We start from the raw sequence: 21492 nt of genomic DNA, 5'->3' as shown, positions 1-21492 counted from the left end.
TTTCTAAGTTATCTTTTACATATCAAAAAACGTAATCATTGTATACAATAAAACTAGATCAACAATTTGTATGGAGTGATAAAGATGGAAGCGTTTATTAGAAGTGATCAATATAATTTTATAAAATCACAAGCTTATATTTTAGCAAACGGGCATGCAACGGCAAATGATAGAGGTGTAATTCAAGCGTTAAAATCGCTTGCGATTGAAAAGATAATACATGTATTTGAGAATTTAACGGATGAACAGAAAGAGTTAATTGATACGGTATTAACAGTTCAAAATAGAGAGGATGCAGAATCATTTTTAATGAAAATAAATCCGTATGTAATTCCGTTTCAAGAAGTTACAGCACAAACATTAAAAAAATTATTTCCTAAAGCGAAAAAGTTAAAACTTCCTGATATGGAAGAAATGGATATGAAAGAAATATCTTATTTAAGCTGGATTGATAAGGGGTCAAGCAGGAAATTTATTATAGCGAAAAATGATAAAAATAAATTTGTTGGTCTGCAAGGAACGTTCCAAAGTTTAAATAAAAAAAGCATTTGTTCGTTATGTCATGGACATGAAGAAGTAGGAATGTTTTTAGTTGAAATTAAAGGAGATGTACCAGGAACTTTCGTTAAAAAGGGAAACTACATTTGCAAAGATGGTGTAGCTTGCAATCAGAATATGAAATCGCTAGATAAATTGAACGATTTTATTGAACGCTTGAAGAAATAACGAGAAAACCTCTAGTATTTAAACTGGAGGTTTTTATTTTTTGAAGAAGTAAAATAAGCTTTCTTTGTAAATGTAGATTTATAATGAAATTTGATAAAAATATCTATTATGATACAGTTGCTTATATGCAAGGAGGTAAAACATGGATTACCTTTTATTGAAAGAAAAAGTGAAGCGATGGCCCAAAGATATGATAGCGGCGGGGCGTTGTCATACAGTTGGCCTGAAATCGGATGGCACGGTAGTAGCGGTGGGCCGGAATAAAGAAGGGGAATGTAATGTAAGTGGCTGGCGAGATATTGAAGCAGTCGCAGTGGGCAATGTTCATATGGCAACGAACACGGGTAATGCTCATACAATCGGTCTTACATGTGACAGTACTGCGGTAGCAGTGGGTTGGAATAAGCATGAACAATGTGATGTAAACGATTGGCATAATATTGTAGCGGTTGCGGCAGGGTGGCGTCGTACTATTGGCCTGAAATCGGATGGCACGGTAGTAGCGGTGGGCCGAAATAAAGAAGGAGAATGCAATGTAAGCAGTTGGCAAGGTATTGTGGCAGTCACAGCGGGTGACTGGCATACAGTCGGTCTTAAATTGGACGGCACATTGACGACTGTGGGGAATAATCGATATGGTCAATGCAATGTAAGTAGCTGGCGAGGTATTGTAGCGGTCAAGGCTGGGTATCTTCATACTGTTGGTCTTAAACGAGACGGTACGGTAACAGCAGTGGGGAATGATAAACATAACCAGTGTGATGTAAGTGGCTGGCGAGATATTGTAGCAATAGCGGCTGGTACGAATCATACAATCGGACTTAAATCAAACGGTACCGTGGTGGCAGTGGGTTGGAATGAGTATGGTCAATGTAACGTAAGTGATTGGAGAGATATTGTAGCGATAGCGGCTGGTTGTGCACATACAGTCGGACTAAAATCAGACGGCACGGTGATCGCGGTAGGTAATAATGAATTTGGCCAATGCGATGTAGGTAGCTGGCGCGACATTCGGTCTCCTGGCAAATAGTCAATTTACAATAAATCATTAGTAATATTATTCTATTTTAGGAGTAATTATGGAATAGGATATGTAGAAAATAATTAAACTTAAATCTGCTGAATAAGAATCTCTTTTGAAAAGGGATTCTTATTATTTTTCATAAAATGAGGGTGTAAATGGAATTTTTGAACAAATTTTATTTCAAAATTACAGTAGAAGATATAAATTAAAAAGTATAGAGGAGATAAAGGAATGCTTAAAAGGTTTTTACTTTCTTTACCGGATGTTTTACTTATATGTATCGTTCTCTACATAATGTACACAAATTCTTTTAGTTTTGGACAGATGCTAGTAATTTCCATTGCAATCGGAATTATTGGTGGTCTTGCTATTAGAATTTGTAAGGATGTATTCACGTATATAAGATGGACAATTAAACAAAGAAAAAATTGAATATGTTTAATAGTTATTAGGAGGGAATGAAATGACTAAGAAAAAGAATAGAGTGAAAAACGAGATAGTACTTTGGTCACTAACAGCAATTGTTCTATTAATTGTATGGTACTTTTATCAAAAATAAAAACGCATCGTACTCAAAAAGCACGATGCGTTTTTATTATTTCTTTTGCCAATTTTCTTTTATAAAGTCTTCACGACCAGATTCCTTTTGCTCAGTAGCATATTTCTCTGGATTCTTTTTATAGAAATGTTGGTGGTATTCCTCTGCTTCGTAAAAAGGTGCAGCAGGACGAATTTCAGTCACGATTGGATCTTTAAACATACCGCTTTCTGCAAGAGCTTGTTTTGATTTTTCAGCAAGCCCTTTTTGTGTTTCGTTATGATAAAAAATAGCGGTACGATAAGATGGACCACGGTCAAAAAATTGTCCGCCATCATCAGTTGGATCGATTTGTGGCCAATATAAGTCTAGTAATTTCTGATAAGGAAAAATAGAAGGATCGAATGTAATTTGAACAACTTCTAAATGTCCAGATGTTCCAGCTTTTACTTGTTCATATGTTGGGTTTTCTACATGACCTCCTGCATAGCCAGAAAGTACTTTATGAATACCAGGAAGTTCATCAAATGGTTTTACCATGCACCAAAAGCAACCGCCTGCGAAGGTTGCGAGTTCGTATGTTTTTTCGGACATTGCTGTAATCCTCCTAAATGTATATGTTTTATATAGTATTATATAAATTGTTTTATTGCGCAATAAAAAAGATTTGAAAATATATGTTTTTTATAAACAAGATCCTCCGCTCACATCAATTAATTGTCCAGTAACCCAGCGGCTGTCTGGAGAAGCAAGGAATGCAGCAGTATCGGCAATGTCTTCTACTTCACCTAAGCGATTGAAAGCGGAAATAGTAGTAGCGTACTGCTTCATCATCGGGTCGCTCAAGAGTTCTGCATTCATATCTGTTTTAATAAATCCTGGAAGTATTGCATTCACCGTTATTCCTCGTGCTCCAAGCTGTTTTGCTAGCGTAAAAGTCATTGTATTAATAGCGCCTTTCGTCATACTATATGCAACAAAATCAGGTAAAGAAATGCGGGTGGCAGCGGATGAAATATTAATAATTCGGCTATTGTCACGTAAACGTGGCAGTGCTTGTTGAATGATAAAGAATGGTGCTTTTGCATTTACTGAAAACATTCTATCAAAAAATTGTTCAGTCGTTTCTTCAATAAAAGCACCAGGACCAATGCCAGCATTGTTTATTAAAATATCAAATTGTGTTTCACCAGTGCGCTTTTGTAATTCAGTATCTAAAGCTTTATAAAGGTTTTCTACACCGTGTAAGGATTCTAAATTTGCGCCGATAGAAAAAGCTTGGCCACCATTTGATTGAATTTCATGAACAGTTTCTTCAGCGTCATCTTTTCGATTACCGTAATGAACAGCAACCAATGCACCGTCATTTGCTAAACGTTTAGCGATCGCTCGTCCAATTCCTCGGCTTGCTCCTGTAACTAACGCTACTTTCCCTTTTAACATAGTTTCCTCATCTCCTCATAAACTTTATAAGTTTTTCTTTATGTAGTAATGCAAACATACTTAAGTAATATATGAGTGTATGTAAGTAATGCATTCCAATTTTGATTTGAGAAAAAATAAATAGAATGAATTTTGATTTTTTTGAAAAAACATGTTGACAAGGAAAAGAACAACGTCCTATAATACTTGTAACAAATAAAAGTTAATTAAGAATTTTCTAACTTTATATGTTGTATATGCAAAGAAGAGGAAAGTAGATGATTATGATCGTTTCAGAGAGCTACTCCAAGGCTGTGAGGGTAGTAACAATCGAATCATTGAAGATCGCCTCGGAGCATCGCTTGCGAAAGGGAAACTGAGTAGAGGGCGGCGGCATCGTCTCCGGTAAAAGGACGGAGGTCTGATTGGACCTACAAAGCTTATATTTCGTGAGAAGTATAAGGAAGCTGAGTGGTAACGCGAAACTCTCGCCTCAGCAATCAAAGCTACTAAATTGTAGTAGTTGATTGCTGAGGCGAGAGTTTTTATTTTAAAAAATAGAATAAGAGAATGCGTGGAAGAGGAGAGTAAATGATAAAGATTGTTTCAGAGAGCTGCCCCGAGGCTGTGAGGGTGGTAACAATGCACTCATTGAAAATCACCTTGGAGCACTACTTTTGAAAACTAGTAAAAAGTAGCGGGGTTGTTCCCGATAGAAAAACAAAAGTCTAATTGGACTTGCAGAGCTTATATTTCGTGAGAAGTATAAGGAAGCTGAGTGGTACCACGATTCCCTCGTCTCAGCAATGGATTGCTACAAGTATGTAAGTAATCGATTGTTGAGACGAGTATATTTTTAATATTTATATACTGAATATTCTGTTAAAAATACTCATCTCAGCAATCGATGTAGAAATAGATTGCAAAAAATAGAGAAAAAAAGAGGAGCGATGTGAGATGGGAAACCAGTACATTTACATGAATGGGGAATTTGTAGAAAAAGAAAAGGCAGTTGTTTCAGTATATGATCACGGTTTTTTATACGGAGACGGTGTATTTGAAGGGATTCGTAGTTACGGAGGAAATGTATTTTGTTTAAAAGAACATGTGAAACGATTGTATGAATCAGCGAAATCTATTTTACTAACAATTCCAATGACGGTAGAAGAAATGGAAGAAGCAGTTTTACATACACTCCAAAAAAACGAATATGCTGATGCTTACATTCGCTTAATTGTCTCAAGAGGAAAAGGTGACTTAGGGCTCGATCCGAGAAGTTGTGTGAAGCCGAGCGTAATTATCATTGCAGAACAATTAAAGTTATTCCCACAAGAATTTTATGATAATGGGCTAAGCGTTGTATCTGTTGCATCAAGACGTAATACGCCAGATGCGTTAGATCCACGTATTAAGTCAATGAATTATTTAAATAACGTACTTGTAAAAATTGAAGCAGCACAAGCAGGAGTGTTAGAGGCTCTTATGTTAAATCAACAAGGATATGTTTGTGAAGGTTCTGGTGATAATGTTTTCGTTGTGAAAGATGGAAAAGTATTAACCCCGCCATCCTATTTAGGAGCATTAAAAGGTATTACGAGAAATAGTGTTATCGAGCTATGTGAGCGACTGAGTATTCCGTGTGAGGAAAGACCGTTCACTCGCCATGATGTATATGTAGCGGATGAAGTATTTTTAACAGGAACAGCAGCGGAGTTAATTCCAGTTGTAAAAGTTGATTCCAGAGAAATTGGAGATGGGAAACCAGGAAGTGTAACGAAACAATTGACCGAAGAATTTAAAAAATTAACGAGAGAAAGAGGAGTACGTGTTCCCGGGCTGACGGAAAGCTTAGCGTAAATAAGGAGAGGAGTTAATGGAAATGAAGCAGCAGTATACAGCGTATGAGAAATTACAGTATGAAGAAATGACAGGCGCGGGGCATGTGATTCAATATTTAAAGAGATTAGGTGTAACGACCGTTTTCGGCTATCCGGGCGGAGCAATCTTGCCAATATACGATGCTTTATACGAAAGTGGTTTGAAACATGTTTTAACTCGTCATGAACAAGCTGCCATTCATGCGGCTGAAGGATATGCGAGAGCTTCTGGAAAGGTCGGGGTAGTCTTTGCTACCTCTGGCCCAGGGGCGACAAATTTAGTTACGGGCTTAGCAGACGCTTATATGGATTCGATTCCTTTAGTTGTCATTACCGGGCAAGTTGCAACGCCTTTAATTGGTAAAGATGGATTTCAAGAAGCGGATGTTGTCGGAATTGCAGCACCTGTTACGAAGCATAATTACCAAGTTCGTGATGTGAATCATGTATCACGAATTGTGCAAGAAGCTTTTTACATCGCCAAAAGCGGGCGCCCGGGACCAGTATTAATTGATATTCCAAAAGATGTTCAAAATGAAAAAGTCACCAGTTTCTTTAATGAAGAAGTTGATATTCCGGGGTACAAACCAGAACTTGTACCAGACAGCATGAAACTTAGAGAGGTGGCTAAAGCAATTTCAAAATCTAAGCGTCCACTTCTTTATATTGGAGGAGGTGTCATTCATTCAGGTGGATCCGATGAACTTTTCGAATTCGCAAGGGAGAACCGTATTCCAGTCGTTTCAACTTTAATGGGACTTGGTGCATATCCACCGGATGATCCATTGTTTCTAGGGATGCTTGGTATGCATGGGACATACGCTGCTAATATGGCGGTAACAGAATGTGATTTACTACTTGCATTAGGTGTTCGCTTCGATGATCGTGTAACAGGAAAATTAGAACTTTTTTCTCCGAACTCGAAAAAAGTACATATTGATATTGATTCTTCTGAGTTTCATAAAAATGTAACTGTAGAGCATCCGATTGTTGGTGATGTGAAAAAAGCGTTACACATGCTGTTACATATGTCTATTTATACACAAACAGACGAATGGCTTCAGAAAGTAAAGACATGGAAAGAAGAATATCCACTTTCTTATAAGCAAAAAGAATCTGAGTTAAAACCACAGCATGTGATCAACTTAGTAAGTGAACTAACGAATGGTGAAGCGATTGTCACAACAGAAGTAGGTCAGCATCAAATGTGGGCTGCTCACTTCTATAAAGCAAGAAAACCTCGGACGTTCCTTACCTCTGGAGGATTAGGAACAATGGGGTTTGGTTTTCCAGCAGCAATTGGTGCTCAGCTAGCTAAAAAAGAAGAACTTGTCATTTGTATTGCAGGTGACGCTTCTTTTCAAATGAACATTCAAGAACTACAAACAATTGCTGAAAATAACATCCCTGTAAAAGTATTTATCATAAATAACAAATTTTTAGGGATGGTAAGGCAATGGCAAGAAATGTTTTATGAAAATCGTTTGTCAGAATCAAAAATTGGATCACCAGATTTTGTGAAAGTAGCAGAAGCTTATGGAGTAAAGGGATTAAGAGCAACAAATTCAACCGAGGCAAAACAAGTGATGTTAGAAGCATTTGCTCACGAAGGTCCTGTCGTAGTTGATTTTTGTGTAGAAGAAGGTGAAAACGTATTTCCTATGGTTCCGCCAAACAAAGGGAATAACGAAATGCTTATGAAGAGGTGGGAAGAATGAGTCATACTTTTTCACTCGTTATTCATAACGAGCCAAGCGTCTTATTACGTATAAGTGGGATTTTTGCTCGGCGTGGTTATTATATTTCTTCTTTACATTTAAACGAAAGAGATACTAGTGGTGTTTCTGAAATGAAACTCACAGCAGTTTGTACTGAAAATGAAGCGATATTACTTGTTAGTCAGTTGAAAAAATTAATTGATGTTCTGCAAGTAAATAAATTATAAGGGGTGTATGGAATATGAAAACATATTATGAAAAAGATGCAAATGTAGAGTTATTACAAGGAAAAACTGTTGCAGTAGTTGGTTATGGATCACAAGGTCATGCGCAAGCACAAAATTTACGTGATTCTGGTGTAGAAGTTGTAGTTGGTGTTCGTCCTGGTAAGTCGTATGAAGTAGCGAAAGCGGATGGATTTGAAGTAATGTCTGTTTCAGAAGCGGTTCGAACCGCACAAGTTGTACAAATGTTATTGCCAGATGAACAGCAAGCTTATGTGTATAAAGCAGAGGTAGAAGAGAATCTTCGTGAAGGACAAATGTTACTTTTCTCGCATGGATTTAACATTCACTTCGGACAAATTAATCCGCCAAGTTACGTAGATGTAGCGATGGTCGCGCCAAAAAGTCCAGGTCATCTCGTTCGCCGTGTATTTCAAGAAGGAAATGGTGTTCCAGCATTAGTCGCAGTGCATCAAGATGCGACGGGAACAGCGCTACATGTAGCACTGGCGTATGCAAAAGGTGTAGGGTGTACACGTGCGGGGGTAATTGAAACGACATTCCAAGAAGAAACCGAAACGGACTTATTTGGAGAGCAAGCTGTACTTTGCGGCGGGGTAACTGCACTTGTGAAGGCTGGATTCGAAACGTTAACGGAAGGTGGGTATCGTCCTGAAATTGCATACTTTGAATGTTTGCATGAATTAAAGCTAATTGTCGATTTAATGTACGAAGGTGGATTAACGACTATGCGCCATTCTATTTCAGATACGGCAGAGTTTGGAGATTATGTAACAGGATCGAGAATTGTTACAGATGAAACGAAGAAGGAAATGAAGCGTGTTCTTACAGAAATTCAGCAAGGTGAATTTGCGAAGAAATGGATTTTAGAAAATCAAGCAGGGCGTCCGACGTATAATGCAATGAAAAAAGCAGAGCAAAATCATCAGTTAGAAAAAGTAGGAGCAGAGCTTCGTGAAATGATGAGCTGGATTCATGCACCGAAAGAATTAGTAAAGAAATAGAGTAAGAGAGTATAAATGAAAAATATGTAAGAGGGGATTTGACAAGATGAGAAGTGACATGATTAAAAAAGGTTTTGATAAAGCGCCGCACCGTAGTTTATTAAAAGCAACTGGTTTGAAAGATGAAGATTTTGATAAACCTTTCATAGCAATTTGTAATTCTTTTATTGAAATTATTCCAGGGCATAAACACTTGAACGAGTTTGGGAAACTTGTAAAAGAAGCCGTTCGCGCGGCAGGTATGGTACCATTCGAATTCAATACAATTGGAGTTGACGATGGTATTGCGATGGGACATATCGGTATGCGTTATTCTCTGCCGAGTCGTGAAATTATTGCAGATTCAGTAGAAACGGTTGTAAATGCACACTGGTTTGACGGCATGATTTGTATCCCAAACTGTGACAAAATTACACCAGGTATGATGATGGCTGCACTTCGTATTAACATTCCGACTGTGTTTGTTTCAGGCGGCCCGATGGCGGCTGGAAAAACGTCAAAAGGAGAAGTTGTTGATTTAAGCTCTGTTTTTGAAGGGGTAGGAGCTTATCAATCTGGGAAAATTTCAGAAGAAGAATTAAAAGATATTGAAGATCATGGCTGTCCATCTTGTGGCTCTTGTTCGGGTATGTTTACCGCGAACTCTATGAATTGTTTATGTGAAGTGTTAGGTTTAGCTCTTCCTGGTAACGGGAGTATTTTAGCAATTGATCCAAGACGTGAAGAGTTAATTAAACAAGCAGCAGAGAAATTGAAAATTTTAATTGAAAGAGATATTAAGCCGCGTGATATTGTAACAGAAGAAGCAATTGACGATGCTTTTGCACTTGATATGGCGATGGGTGGATCAACGAATACAGTATTACATACGCTAGCACTCGCACAAGAGGCAGGACTAGATTATGATATGAACCGTATTGATGCAGTTTCAAGACGTGTACCTCATTTATGTAAAGTAAGTCCAGCCTCAAATTGGCATATGGAAGATATTGATCGTGCGGGCGGGATTAGTGCAATTTTGAAAGAGATGAGCCGGAAAGAAGGAGTACTTCATCTTGATCGAATCACTGCTACTGGGCAAACATTAAGAGAAAATATTGCTGAGGCAGAGATTAAAGATAAGGAGGTTATTCACTCTCTCGAAAACCCTCATAGTGAAGAGGGGGGCTTACGTATATTAAAAGGAAATCTTGCTAAAGATGGAGCGGTTATTAAAAGCGGTGCAACAGAGGTAAAGCGTTTTGAAGGGCCTTGCGTTATTTTTAATTCACAAGATGAGGCACTTGCTGGCATTATGCTTGGGAAAGTGAAAAAAGGAGATGTAGTTGTCATTCGTTATGAAGGACCAAGAGGTGGCCCTGGTATGCCAGAAATGTTAGCCCCAACATCAGCAATTGCTGGAATGGGATTAGGTGCTGAGGTTGCATTATTAACGGATGGACGTTTCTCTGGAGCTTCACGTGGAATTTCAGTAGGACATATTTCACCAGAAGCAGCAGCTGGCGGGATGATTGCACTTCTTGAACAAGGGGATATTGTATGTATTGATGTTGAAGAACGCTTACTAGAAGTAAGAGTGAGTGATGAAGAATTAGAAAAGCGTAAAAAAGAATGGAAACGACCAGAACCGAAAGTAAAAACTGGCTGGCTTGGACGTTATGCACAAATGGTAACATCGGCGAATACAGGGGCTGTTCTGAAAATCCCACATTTTGATTGAGCCAATTTAAAAGAGATAAGGATGATATATAATGGTGCAAAAGGTAAAGGAGAGAGTGAAAATTGAAGATATCTTAATGGCGCATAATTGCCTGAAAGATATCGTTATTAAAACACCGTTACAACGTGATACAGTTTTATCTGAGAAATATGATTGTGACGTTTATGTAAAACGAGAAGACTTACAATTAATTCGCTCTTTCAAAATTCGTGGTGCGTACAATTTAATTCAAAGCTTACCGAAAGAAAAATTACAAAACGGTGTTGTTTGCGCAAGTGCTGGTAATCATGCGCAAGGAGTTGCTTATACGTGTAATTTATTGAAGATTACGTCAAAAATATTTATGCCCACAACAACACCGAAACAAAAAGTATCACAAGTACAATTTTTCGGTGGTGATTTCGCAGAGATTGTATTAGTTGGTGATACATTCGATAGCTCTTTCCAAGAAGCACAGCGCTATTGTGAAGAAAATAAGATGACATTTGTTCATCCGTTTGATGATCCGTATGTCGTTGCAGGTCAAGGGACAGTGGCAGTTGAAATTATGCATGATATGGAGAAATCAGTTGATTATATCTTTACAGCAATTGGCGGTGGTGGATTAGCATCAGGAGTTGGTACATATGTAAAAGGTGTTAGTCCTACTACAAAGGTTATTGGTGTAGAGCCAATGGGAGCTGCATCTATGAAAGAGGCTTTTCTTCAAAATGAAAATGTCGCATTGGAGAAAATAGATAGTTTTGTTGATGGGGCAGCTGTTAAAAAAGTAGGAAAGTTAACATTTGAAACTTGTAAAGATGTAATTGACGATATTATTTTAGTACCAGAGGGGAAAGTTTGTACGACGATTTTAGAACTGTATAAGAAAAATGCGATTGTAGCTGAACCGGCTGGTGCACTCTCTATTGCAGCGCTTGATTTATATAGAGATGAAATAAAAGGTAAAACAGTTGTATGTACGCTAAGTGGTGGAAATAATGATATTGATAGAATGCAAGAAATGAAAGAACGTTCTCTCGTTTATGAAGGGTTAAAGCATTATTTCATCATTGAATTTCCGCAGCGTTCAGGTGCGCTAAGAGAATTTCTTGATAAAGGATTAGGACCAGAAGATGACATTACGCGCTTTGAGTATATTAAGAAACATAATAAAGAAAATGGTCCAGCATTAGTCGGCGTAGAATTAAAACATAAAGAAGATTATGAGCAATTAATTACTCGCTTTAAAGAAAATAATATTCAATTTATGGAGCTTAATAAAAACCCTGTTTTGTTTGATTTACTTATTTAATAGAAGGAAAGAGTTAGCACCCAAATAAAAAAGATAGATACAAGCGGGGAAAAATAATGCTTGTTCTATCTTTTTTATAGTTAAACTAGATACTCATTAAATTCAAGAAGAATAAAGCTAGCTAACCAAAAAAATATCGCAATGCGAATAATTACATACATTGTAAATTCAAAGGGAGTAAGATTTCTCTCTCGCTTTATTTTTTTTAATAGTCTCACAGAATAAAAGGAACATAAAAGCAGGATTGCTATAGACATTTTATAGATGTTTTCTAAGAGGTTTATATTTTCTAATAACTCTTTCAGCATGTTTATCACCTATTCTGTAAAGTATATTACAGAGAAATAGATCTTGAGCTGTCTAGTTTCGTTTGTTTTTTATTTTCCCTGTATCATCAATTTCTACATCAGTTGAAATTGTTTGTAAATATTGAAGAGCTTTTTTCTTTTCTCCTTCATTTACAGGGGAAACTTGGTTGTTGCGAATGATATAAGGATTGAATGACATTTGGACATCCTTTCCTTTAAAAGTTAAAGTTAATACGCCAGTTTCAGCGCTTTTCCCATTCACATAACTCGGGAATAAAAAGTTACCTAATGAGTAAGCGATAGGAACTTTATTATAATACTCAAACCCTTGTAACCAATGTGGATGGCTTCCGACAATTGCGTTAGCTCCTGCTTCAACCATTTTAGGTACATATTGCTTTTGGTATTCTACCGGACGATTTGATTTTTCAACGCCCCAATGCATATAGACGATTAAATAGTCTGCATCTTTCTTTTGTTCTTTAATTGTTTTTGTTACAAGATTTAAATCATAGCCATTCGCAACGCCAGGTTTATTCTCACCAGCTACCCAATTAGAATCAGGCATAAATCGAACGAAGGAAAGAAATTTGAACTTTTTCCCTTTTACGGTCATTTCTCGTGCTGTATATGCATCTTTCGCATTTTTTCCGGCTCCAATGTAAGGGAACTTTAATTTTTCTACGTGAGAAATCGTATCTAATAATCCATCTTGCCCATAATCAAGTGTGTGGTTATTCCCAATATTTACGATGTCATATCCAGTGTTTTTAATAGCTTGTAGTGTAGATGGATCACTTTTAATCCAAAACAATTGCCCAGGTGCTTTCTTTTCTTTCGTTGTAAATGCCGACTCTAAATTCACAAAAGAAATATCAGCTTTTTTTATTTCTTCTTTTACATGTTGGAATGGGTAATCAGCCCCATTCTTTTCGATTATAGGACGTAATTGCCAATCAAACATTGTATCACCAGAGAAGGTGAGTGTGATTTCTTGGTCTTCTATTTTCTTTTCGCTTTTTGAAGCGGTTTTACTAGATTTGTTTTGCAAATCGGGTTTGTCTTTTGCTTTTGAAATAAAAGAGTAATTGATTAATAAAACAATCGGTGTAATGAAAAAGGCTATTAACAAAAATCGTTTTAGTAAAGTTTTCATATATACCTTCCCTTTTAATATTATCCCGCAATTAAATTAACACTGAATCTATTAAAGGTAATTAAAGTTACAAAAAATAGCGGGTTATGTAGTGGAAAACATTTGTTAATATTCTCAATATTAAGTTAACATATAGATAACCTGTAAATCAATGTATAAACCAAAATATAGAAATAAAGAATTCGAAGGGTGAAGAATGAGAAATGGTTATATTAGGAGCAGTTGTAAATGGGATTTGTATTATATTTGGTACTTTACTTGGTAAATTATTTAGTAGGATTCCAGAAAGTATGAAAGGGACGATAATGCACGCAATCGGTTTAGCGGTTACTGTGCTTGGGCTTCAAATGGCATTAAAAAGTGAAAACTTTCTTGTTGTCATACTGAGTTTAATGATTGGTACGGTAATTGGAGAATGGTTACAATTAGAAGAAAAGTTAAAACATTTAGGGGATTGGCTAGAAAATAAAGTTGGATCGAAAGGGAAAGGTAGCATATCAGAAGGTTTTGTAACAGCTACTTTAATTTTTGCAATTGGCGCGATGGGGATACTTGGTGCACTTGACAGTGGGATTCGCGGAAATCATGATATTTTATTTACAAAGGCGATTATCGATGGATTTATTTCTATTATATTAACGACAACTCTAGGAATTGGCGTAGTATTTTCGGCGATTCCAGTTGTTTTATATGAAGGTGGTATTGCAGTTTTTGCAACACAAATTAATAGTTTTGTCCCGAAAGAATTAATGAACCAATTTATAGTGGAGATGACGGCTACGGGCGGTATTATGATATCTGCTATTGGATTGAACTTGCTTAGTATTATTAAAATCAAGGTGGCAAATTTACTTCCAGGTATATTGGTAGTGGGTGTAATTGTTTCAATTATTTATGGTTACGGTTTGTTAGTAAATTAGTAGAGGATGGAAATACATATGGAGGAATTTCAATTTACAAAACGTGTGCATAAAATATTGGAGATTGCAGCAAAAGAGAGTGAGTGTAACATAATTCACCCGGTCCATCTGTTTATAGGTATGTGTAAAGAAGGTACAGGAGTTTGCGCTGAGTTATTTATGTATTTGTTTCATAAAGTGGGTCCAGATTTTTTAGAAAAACTTTCGTTACGAAAACGATTCGAGTTACATAATCAAGAATATAAAAAAATAGGGCAATATAAACTATCTTATAAAGCGATAGAAATTTTACAAATAGCGAAGAAACGTATGGAACGCTTTCAGCAAGTAGTAATTAATGAAGGACATATTATGTATGCATTATTTCGTATAGATACAGATATTGGTGAATTTATACATACACAAATGCAAGAAGATATATTACGTATTACAGCTGTCCCGAGAGACTTAGTGGTAGATTTAAATCGTTTTAAATCTATTTATAATACATTATTTTGTCATATAAGAAGAGCTAGTCCTTCTGATTTTGATAAGTTATCACGATTTGTAGCGGATGAATTTGGTGAACGGTGGTTACAGTCGGTTGTTTATGGATTTCGGACATATAACGAAAAGTTACCTATCTATATTGCACAGCAGGAGGAAGTAATAATTGGTTTCGCCTGTTACGATGTAGTGAGAGGAAAGAAAGGATTGTTTGGTCCGATGGGCATAGCGAAACAAAATCGTGTGAAAGGTGTAGGAAAAGAATTATTGCATCATTGTTTATATAATATGAAGCAAGATGGATATGAATATGCGATTATTGGACAAGCAGGTCCCATTGAGTTTTACGAGAGAAATTGTAATGCTCGTTTAATACCGATAGATAATAATTAACCAACTTCATTTAGGGGAGTTGGTTTTATTATGAAAATGATGTAGAGATGTAGTGGTTTTTACTAGAAAATAGCGGGTTTTGTAGTAAATCTTACATATAAAGCAAATTACTAAACTTTTTACAAGAAAGGGTGTAGAATGGGTATCTAAAGAAAGAAGGTGTGAAAATGGCCAGCTGGAAACGAAATTTGATGATTTGTTGGCTAGGTTGTTTTACCACTGCAGCCGGTATGAGTTTAGTAATTCCTTTTTTATCTTTTTATATTGAGGAATTAGGAGTAACCGGCACTTCTAGTATTGCACAGTGGTCGGGACTTGCATTTGGTATAACATTTTTAATGGGTGCGATCGTGTCACCAATATGGGGAAAGCTTGGTGATATACATGGACGGAAATTGATGCTGATTCGTGCGAGCCTTGGTATGGCGATTATTATGACGCTTATGGGGTTTGTAACGGATGTGTATCAACTAGTCGCACTAAGATTTTTGATGGGAGCAGTATCTGGTTTCCTTTCAACGGCGATGACATTTATTGCAGCAGAAACTCCGAAAGAACATTCAGGTTGGGCAATTTCTACAATTTCAACTGGTGGTGTGAGCGGTTCGTTACTTGGCCCGTTACTTGGAGGTTATTTGTCTGAGTTAATTGGAATGCGTCATGTCTTTCTTGTTACAGGAGCTTTTTTATTCCTTTCCTTTCTCATCGTTTTTTTCTTCCTGCATGAAGAAAATCACTCTGCTCAAGCAAAAAAAACACAGCCGAAAAAAGTATGGACGATGGTCCCAGCGAAGCATTTAATTATTAGTTTATTTGTAACAACATTTATTATTCAACTTGCTAATATGTCAGTTCAACCCATTGTTACATTGTACGTGAAAAATTTAGTAGGTCCTCATACTGCACATATTGAAACAATTGCGGGAGCAGTTATGTCAGCGACAGGATTAGCAGTTATTTTGGCAGCACCAAGACTAGGAAGATTATCAGATCATATCGGTCCTCAAAAAACGTTAGTTGTAGCGTTATTTGCAGCAGGAATTATTTTTATCCCGCAAGCATTTGTAACCTCAGCTTGGCAACTATTAATTCTTCGATTTTTATTAGGTATCGCACAAGCAGGATTATTGCCTTCCGTACAAACTCTACTAAAACAACATACACCAACCCATGTTACGGGACGAATATTTGGATATAATCAGTCGTTTCAGTTTTTAGGAAATATGATTGGTCCAGTGCTCGGGGGACAAATTGCAGCGCATGCAGGCTTCCAATATGTTTTCCTCTCTACATCATCACTATTATTTATTGCGTGTATTTGGGTTTATTTTCATAATAAGAACGAAGAAGTATCAGAGAAACGACATTTGGAAGTTAGTTAACTAAGTGAATGAAAAAGAAAAAGGATGAAGCAACGATTGCTTCATCCTTTTCTTTAAAATTGAAGACAGAGATAACTTAATGTACCAAGCTCATAACTACGGTGAATGACTTCACCGCTATTCTCGCCACTTCCCATTGCAATAAACAAAGGAACAAAATGCTCTGCTCTTGGTACTGCTAATTGTGCATGAGGGGCATTATTCTCCCAATTAAACAATGCATCTTTATCGTTATTCTGCATATGTTTAATAATCCAATCATCAAATTCAATTGCCCATTGTTCGGGTGTCGTTTGATTCCATTTCAAAGCTCGTAAGTTATGAACGGTAACACCGCTACCGATTATTAAAATATCTTCTTGTCCAAGTCCTTTAAGTGCTTCTCCAATGTTAAATTGCTCTTTTGCAGGAAGGAATGGATTGACTGAAATTTGGATGACAGGAATATTTGCTTCTGGATACATGCGGTGCAGAAGAGTCCATGAGCCATGATCTAAACCTCTCGTCATATTATGATGGACTGGAATACCTTTGTTTTTAAATTTTGTTTCTAACATAGATGCAATGTAAGAAGAACCTTTCGCACGATATTTGATTTCGTATAACTCAGGAGGAAAACCTCCAAAATCATAAATTGTTTCATATTCGTTATCTGATGAAGAAATTGTTAATACCTCACTTTCCCAGTGAGCAGTGAAAATAACAATCGCTTTCGGTTTATATGTTTCTCCAAGTTTTTTTAAAAACCTTGTATAGTCTGTATCTTGAATAGCAAGCATCGGTGATCCATGTGCTAAAAATAATGATGGCATCATATTAGAAACCTCCCAAAAATATAATAAGTTACTTTATGTAAGTAACTATATAATTTTATTTTAAGTTCGTCAACATAATAGTTATTGAGCTAATTGGAAAAGCGAGTCATTTGTCATAATGAAAGCAATTGCATATAATACATAATAAGAATAATGAATGGATATTCATTTTTTGATATACATAATAGAGTTGGGGGCTGACGAAATGAACGTACAGGAAAGTTTCGTTACGGCATTGGATGGATCGGAAATTTATTTACGTAAGTGGCTACCAGAAGGAGATCCGCGAGGGATTATTCAAATTGCACATGGTATGACAGAACATGCAGGTGTTTATACAGACTTTATTGCTGCGTTATTAAAAGCAGGGTATGGTGTTTATGCACATGATCATAAAGGGCATGGGAAAACAGTAAAAAGAGAAGAAGATTATGGTCATTTTGAACCAAATGTAGGTTGGAGTAAGGCTGTGTCTGATGTTATTTTTGTATCAGAAACAATAAGAAAAGAGCAGACATGCCCGTTATTTTTACTTGGACATAGTATGGGCTCTTTTTTATCAAGACGTGCTGTACAACTGAAAGGTGAATTATATGATGGATTCCTTATTTCAGGAACTGGTGGAAATCCAGGGCTTTTAGGCAGTATCGGTCATAAAGTAGCGACAATTGAGATGAAATTACGCGGGGAAAAAACGAAAAGTCCGATGCTAAACTTTTTATCTTTCGGAAACTTCAATTCACATTTTAAACCAAATCGTACAAAATTTGATTGGTTATCTTCAGATAATAATCAAGTTGATAAATATATTGCGGATCCGTTATGTGGATTCATTTGTACGACGAGTTTTTATCGAGAATTATTTTCTGGTGTATTAGAAGTAAATAAACTAGAAGTGTTCAAGAAAACACCGAAAAACCTTCCAATACATATTTTTTCAGGAGATCGTGATCCTGTTGGGGATATGGGGAAAGGTGTAAAGGAAGTATATGAAAACTATAAAAAATGTGACGTGAAAGATGTAACGCTACGTTTATATGAAAATGGCAGACATGAAATGTTTCATGAAGTAAATAAGGATGAAGTATTTAAAGATTTAATTTCGTGGTTAGATGCGCATAATAAATGAGAAAGATAATCCCAAACTGTTTGTAGTTTGGGATTATTTATTATACATAAATAGGGACAATAAATTCTTAAATTCACTTTACTTAATAAAAAATAAATCTTATTCTATATAATTAAACAGATAGCAAGCTCTGTGTAAGTAAGGAGATGAATGTATGAGATTTGGAATTATCGGTCCATCAGAAGATGAAATTACGCCTTTTATTGAAGAAATGTCTAATAAGGAAATAACGAATCTTGCGATGTTAACATTTCACAGTGGGAAATATGAGAATGTAGAAGTTGTTGCCTTATATTGTGGTGTATGTAAAGTTAATGCAGCTATTGCAACTCAAATATTAATCGATAAATTCAATGTAACGCATATTATTGTCACAGGTGTTGCAGGAGCAATCGACAAAGTATTGGAAATTGGAGATACAGTAATTTCAACAGAAATAGCATATCATGATGTTGATGAAGGGATATTAACTGAATATCATCCTTGGATGGAAAGTGTATATTTTAGAACGGATAGAAACCTGCTTGAATTAAGCAGAGAAGTGGTTGAGAACAATCAATTCGCTCAAAATGTTTATTTTGGAAAAGTTGTTACTGGAGAAGCGTTTATTAGTGAGAGTGGTCGTACAGAAATAATCTCTAAATACAATCCACTTTGTGTAGATATGGAAACTGCAAGTATAGCCCACGTCTGCTATGCAAATACGATTCCGTTTTTAGCAGTGAGATCAATAACAGATACAGAAGAAGCGTCTGGCATAGAAGTGTTCGAAGATAATTGTGTATCTGCTTCGCATAATTCAATTTATTTTGTTAAAAAGTTACTAGAGTCTTTAAAAAAATAAAGAAATATTGTATGAGAGGAAACCTCACTTTTCTGAAGTGAGGTTTTTTGTAGTAACGAAGTAATAGTGAATAAAACTAATTTTAAAAGTAACTTAAAATCAAACTTTTTATAAAGCAACAGATGCTCGTTCATAATAGTAGTATAATAGTGAATGAGGTGTTAATAGAATGGAAGATAGAACGTTAGGTTTATTACTAGATGTTGTTGGTGAATTATTTTCAGATGAAATTTCAATTGCTGTTTCGAATACGAAAGAATATATTTACTACCGGCCAAGTAAACGAATTGATTTAAAGATTAGTGTCGGGGATCCTATAAAGGAAGGAACGATTGCTCATAAATCGATGGTGATGAATCAAAAAACATCTGAGTTTATTAATCGGGATGTTTTTGGTATTCCTTATCATGGAATGGCTGTACCATTTTCAAACAATGGAAAGCTTGAAGGGTGCGTAACGGCAATTTATCCAGCTTTAACGGATGGAAAGTCAGTCGTTACTTTAAAAACAACAGACGGCTGGATTCCGGTTCCTTTTTCAAAGGTTATGTATTTAGAGGCTAAAGATAAAAAGACGTATGTGAATTCAGAAGAGTTATCAGGAACACATAAATACTCTCTACAAGAATTCGAATACTTGCTTCCGAAAGATTCATTTATTAGATGTCACCGTTCGTTTATTGTAAATGTTAATCATATTAAAGCGATTTATCCTGATACCCATTCTACTTTTGTACTTTCGATGGATAATGGTGAGAGGGTACCAGTTAGTCAATCATACGCTAGTTATTTCCGTAAGCTTCTAGGATTCTAAATTTTTCTGCTTTAGAACCTAGATTTGCTGTTCTGTCTGAATTTTCGGCATTGTATACTAAAATCCCTATTTTGATAGTGTTAATGTGTAAAATAATTATGAATATTCAATGAGAGAGGGATTACATATGGAGAACAATTTAGATAGAATCAGAGATCAACGTCTAAAAGATCGGGTAGTTACACCTGAAGAAGCAGCTTCCTGGATTCAAAGTGGAATGACTTTAGGCTTAAGTGGGTTTACACGTGCAGGTGATGTGAAAGCAGTCCCATTTGCGCTTGTAAACCGAGTTAAGAATGATGAATCTTTTAAAGTAAATGTTTATACTGGGGCTTCTTTAGGCTCGGATGTAGACAAATTATTTGCTGAGGCAGGAATTTTAGGGAAACGATTGCCTTTCCAAGCTGATGCGACAATGCGAAAAGGAATTAATAACGGAGACTTTTTATTTGTAGATCAGCACTTATCTCATACAGCAGAGTTACTTCGTGCTGACGTTCTAGATATAGATTTCGCTATTTTGGAAGCGGTTGCGATTACAGAGGACGGAATGATTATTCCAACCACTTCAATTGGAAATTCCTTAGCGTTTTCCTTAAATGCTAAGTCTATTATTATTGAAATGAATATGGCTCAATCCGCGCAATTAGAGGGGCTACATGATCTATATGAACCAGGTAAACAAGGAGAGAGGCTTCCAATTCCGCTTGTGAAAACGGATGACCGAATTGGAACAATCGGTATTCCAATTGATCCTGAAAAAGTAAAGGGAATTGTGTTTACGAATCAATTGGATTCGCCATCGACAATTGTTCCTCCGGATGAAGAAACTGTTATTATGGCACAGCATTTAATAGAATTCCTTCGAGAAGAAGTCAAAGTAGGCCGATTAACAAATCGTTTAGCGCCGTTACAATCAGGAATTGGTTCAGTGGCTAACGCCGTATTGCATGGAATGTTAGATTTAGAATTTGAAGATTTAGAAGTATATTCCGAGGTTTTACAAGATGCAGTTTTTGATCTTATGGATGCTGGAAAAGTCAATTTTGCTTCTTGTTGTTCTATCACGCTTTCTGAAGAGAAAATGCAACAAGTATTTTCTAACTTTGAAAAATATCGTGACAAATTAATGATGCGTCCACAAGAGATTTCCAATCATCCTGAAATTATTCGTCGCCTTGGATTAATCTCAATTAATACTGCATTAGAATTAGATATATACGGAAATGTTAACTCTACTCACGTTTTAGGTACAAAAATGATGAATGGTATTGGTGGGTCTGGCGATTTTGCAAGAAATGCACGCCTAGCTATCTTTGTTACTAAATCGATTGCGAAGGGTGGGAACATTTCAAGCATCGTTCCTTTCGTTTCACATGTAGATCATACAGAACATGATGTAGATGTTATCGTCACTGAACAGGGGTATGCTGACTTAAGAGGGCTTGCGCCAAGAGAAAGAGTGGAACTTATTATTGAGAATTGCGCACATCCAATGTATCGTGATCAACTACGTGCTTATTACGAAGAAGCAAAAACAAGAGGTGGACAAACTCCTCATATTTTAGAAAAAGCTTTTTCTTGGCATACGAATTATGCTAAAAATGGAACAATGCTTGCAGTGAACTGCACCCCAATTGTTAGACACAGTCTAACAATTGGAGGTGCAGTTTTTCT

General features: G+C 36.3%; 21 protein-coding genes and 1 other annotated feature. Of the genes, 16 read left to right on the top strand and 5 right to left on the bottom strand.

Annotated elements, in window-relative coordinates; all coding sequences use genetic code 11:
• Nucleotides 1-84: 84 nt before the first annotated feature.
• The 3 genes from ACODS7_RS06340 (at nucleotide 85) to ACODS7_RS06330 (ending at nucleotide 2182) form a co-directional block, all read left to right on the top strand.
• On the top strand, nucleotides 85-726 hold the full coding sequence (locus ACODS7_RS06340) for a FusB/FusC family EF-G-binding protein (RefSeq protein ID WP_000387074.1): 642 nt from the start codon (nucleotides 85-87) through the stop codon (nucleotides 724-726).
• A 142-nt stretch (nucleotides 727-868) separates the two neighbouring features.
• Complete coding sequence (locus ACODS7_RS06335; protein ID WP_098628953.1) at nucleotides 869-1756, top strand: RCC1 domain-containing protein; 888 nt, start codon at nucleotides 869-871, stop codon at nucleotides 1754-1756.
• A gap of 225 nt (nucleotides 1757-1981) precedes the next feature.
• Nucleotides 1982-2182 (top strand): hypothetical protein, encoded by a 201-nt coding sequence (locus tag ACODS7_RS06330; protein WP_000919314.1) that lies wholly within the window; start codon nucleotides 1982-1984, stop codon nucleotides 2180-2182.
• Nucleotides 2183-2345: 163 nt separating this feature from the next.
• Here the strand turns inward: ACODS7_RS06330 and msrA are convergent, their stop codons facing one another.
• Nucleotides 2346-2882, bottom strand: a complete 537-nt coding sequence (gene msrA / locus ACODS7_RS06325) for a peptide-methionine (S)-S-oxide reductase MsrA (RefSeq protein ID WP_001291883.1) — start codon at nucleotides 2880-2882, stop codon at nucleotides 2346-2348.
• A gap of 90 nt (nucleotides 2883-2972) precedes the next feature.
• Nucleotides 2973-3731, bottom strand: coding sequence for an SDR family oxidoreductase (locus ACODS7_RS06320; protein WP_000911802.1), 759 nt, complete (start codon nucleotides 3729-3731; stop codon nucleotides 2973-2975).
• A gap of 545 nt (nucleotides 3732-4276) precedes the next feature.
• Nucleotides 4277-4516 (top strand) — a binding site (T-box leader).
• A 151-nt stretch (nucleotides 4517-4667) separates the two neighbouring features.
• On the opposite strand from ACODS7_RS06320, the gene ilvE reads away from it, so the two are divergent.
• From ilvE to ilvA, 6 genes are read left to right on the top strand one after another with little or no spacing between them, the layout of a single operon-like run.
• A complete protein-coding gene (gene ilvE, locus ACODS7_RS06315; RefSeq protein WP_098628952.1) occupies nucleotides 4668-5567 on the top strand; it encodes a branched-chain-amino-acid transaminase in 900 nt (299 codons plus the stop codon).
• Nucleotides 5568-5589: 22 nt separating this feature from the next.
• Entirely contained in the window at nucleotides 5590-7305 is a 1716-nt protein-coding gene (ilvB, locus tag ACODS7_RS06310) for an acetolactate synthase large subunit (RefSeq protein WP_243168811.1), read from the top strand.
• Nucleotides 7302-7532, top strand: coding sequence for an ACT domain-containing protein (locus tag ACODS7_RS06305; RefSeq protein WP_016082082.1), 231 nt, complete (start codon nucleotides 7302-7304; stop codon nucleotides 7530-7532). The genes ilvB and ACODS7_RS06305 overlap by 4 nt, the downstream gene beginning before the upstream one ends.
• Nucleotides 7533-7546: 14 nt before the next feature.
• On the top strand, nucleotides 7547-8554 hold the full coding sequence (gene ilvC, locus ACODS7_RS06300) for a ketol-acid reductoisomerase (RefSeq protein WP_053564771.1): 1008 nt from the start codon (nucleotides 7547-7549) through the stop codon (nucleotides 8552-8554).
• Between the two features lie 46 nt (nucleotides 8555-8600).
• A complete protein-coding gene (gene ilvD / locus ACODS7_RS06295) occupies nucleotides 8601-10274 on the top strand; it encodes a dihydroxy-acid dehydratase (protein ID WP_001255814.1) in 1674 nt (557 codons plus the stop codon).
• A 31-nt stretch (nucleotides 10275-10305) separates the two neighbouring features.
• The gene (gene ilvA, locus ACODS7_RS06290; protein ID WP_029441978.1) at nucleotides 10306-11568 is read left to right on the top strand and encodes a threonine ammonia-lyase IlvA; all 1263 of its coding nucleotides are present in this window, start codon (nucleotides 10306-10308) and stop codon (nucleotides 11566-11568) included.
• Between the two features lie 80 nt (nucleotides 11569-11648).
• On the opposite strand, the gene ACODS7_RS06285 is transcribed toward ilvA, so the two are convergent.
• Complete coding sequence (locus tag ACODS7_RS06285) at nucleotides 11649-11876, bottom strand: hypothetical protein (protein WP_000910605.1); 228 nt, start codon at nucleotides 11874-11876, stop codon at nucleotides 11649-11651.
• Between the two features lie 52 nt (nucleotides 11877-11928).
• Complete coding sequence (locus tag ACODS7_RS06280; RefSeq protein WP_000854536.1) at nucleotides 11929-13032, bottom strand: CapA family protein; 1104 nt, start codon at nucleotides 13030-13032, stop codon at nucleotides 11929-11931.
• A 203-nt stretch (nucleotides 13033-13235) separates the two neighbouring features.
• Between ACODS7_RS06280 and ACODS7_RS06275 the strand changes: the two genes are divergently transcribed.
• From ACODS7_RS06275 to ACODS7_RS06265, 3 genes are all read left to right on the top strand, one after another.
• Nucleotides 13236-13952 carry a DUF554 domain-containing protein gene (locus ACODS7_RS06275; RefSeq protein ID WP_098628951.1) on the top strand — a complete coding sequence of 239 codons (717 nt, stop codon included), beginning with the start codon at nucleotides 13236-13238 and terminating at the stop codon, nucleotides 13950-13952.
• An 18-nt stretch (nucleotides 13953-13970) separates the two neighbouring features.
• On the top strand, nucleotides 13971-14831 hold the full coding sequence (locus tag ACODS7_RS06270) for a GNAT family N-acetyltransferase (protein ID WP_029441980.1): 861 nt from the start codon (nucleotides 13971-13973) through the stop codon (nucleotides 14829-14831).
• A 167-nt stretch (nucleotides 14832-14998) separates the two neighbouring features.
• On the top strand, nucleotides 14999-16213 hold the full coding sequence (locus tag ACODS7_RS06265) for a multidrug efflux MFS transporter (RefSeq protein WP_048565308.1): 1215 nt from the start codon (nucleotides 14999-15001) through the stop codon (nucleotides 16211-16213).
• 53 nt (nucleotides 16214-16266) lie between these two features.
• Here ACODS7_RS06265 and ACODS7_RS06260 read toward each other — a convergent pair whose 3' ends face one another.
• On the bottom strand, nucleotides 16267-17028 hold the full coding sequence (locus tag ACODS7_RS06260) for a DODA-type extradiol aromatic ring-opening family dioxygenase (protein ID WP_043936845.1): 762 nt from the start codon (nucleotides 17026-17028) through the stop codon (nucleotides 16267-16269).
• A gap of 205 nt (nucleotides 17029-17233) precedes the next feature.
• Here ACODS7_RS06260 and ACODS7_RS06255 point away from each other — a divergent pair, with 205 nt between their 5' ends.
• The 4 genes from ACODS7_RS06255 to scpC form a co-directional block, all read left to right on the top strand.
• The gene (locus tag ACODS7_RS06255) at nucleotides 17234-18157 is read left to right on the top strand and encodes an alpha/beta hydrolase (RefSeq protein WP_098628950.1); all 924 of its coding nucleotides are present in this window, start codon (nucleotides 17234-17236) and stop codon (nucleotides 18155-18157) included.
• A gap of 154 nt (nucleotides 18158-18311) precedes the next feature.
• The gene (locus ACODS7_RS06250) at nucleotides 18312-19001 is read left to right on the top strand and encodes a 5'-methylthioadenosine/adenosylhomocysteine nucleosidase (RefSeq protein WP_098138279.1); all 690 of its coding nucleotides are present in this window, start codon (nucleotides 18312-18314) and stop codon (nucleotides 18999-19001) included.
• A gap of 169 nt (nucleotides 19002-19170) precedes the next feature.
• Nucleotides 19171-19815 (top strand): LytTR family DNA-binding domain-containing protein, encoded by a 645-nt coding sequence (locus ACODS7_RS06245; RefSeq protein ID WP_029441983.1) that lies wholly within the window; start codon nucleotides 19171-19173, stop codon nucleotides 19813-19815.
• A gap of 127 nt (nucleotides 19816-19942) precedes the next feature.
• Nucleotides 19943-21492: succinyl-CoA:acetate CoA-transferase ScpC (scpC, locus tag ACODS7_RS06240; protein WP_488826310.1), on the top strand; the 1550-nt coding region annotated here is incomplete at its 3' end.

The sequence above is a fragment of the Bacillus sp. FG16 genome (assembly GCF_057809515.1).
This window is presented reverse-complemented; position numbering and strand designations above follow the sequence as displayed.